The organism is Exiguobacterium sp. SL-9 (assembly GCF_004336985.1).
In the GTDB taxonomy this organism is placed as follows: domain Bacteria; phylum Bacillota; class Bacilli; order Exiguobacteriales; family Exiguobacteriaceae; genus Exiguobacterium.
In genome coordinates this window covers 1-429 of record NZ_SJUO01000022.1, presented here as the reverse complement: position 1 = coordinate 429, position 429 = coordinate 1, and the positions used below count along the sequence as shown (strand labels likewise).

The following is a 429-nucleotide window of genomic DNA, read 5'->3' as shown; positions in this document are numbered from 1 at the left end:
CCCAGAACGAGATCCTTCTAAGGTATGACTGCCTAAATCTTTAGAACCTTTGCGTAAAATATATTGCGCATGATGTTCTATCGCATTCATTGCATGAGGGTCTTTAAATAACACCATTCCGGCACCCATTGGGATATACATTTGCTTATGGGCATCAATGGTTACAGAATCGGCCAGTTCAATACCATCCAACAAGTGGCGATAGGTACTCGACATTAAGGTGGCACCACCCCAAGCGGCATCGACATGAAAATGATATTGCTCTTTTTGGCAAATTTCACCGATGGTTCTTAGTGGGTCGACATTTCCCGTTTCAGTTGTACCTGCAACACCGACAACGGCAAAGGGATGAATATTTTGTGATTTGAGTTGGTTAATCTTCAACTGCAGATCATCGGGACAAAGACGATTATTATTATCAGTACGAAC

Annotated in this window: 1 protein-coding gene; it reads right to left on the bottom strand. The window is 42.4% G+C overall.

Annotation, left to right across the window (positions count from 1 at the left end; all coding sequences use genetic code 11):
- Positions 1-429 (bottom strand): pyridoxal-dependent decarboxylase (locus tag EVJ34_RS15460; protein WP_131486165.1); only part of this gene is annotated, 429 nt, incomplete at both ends.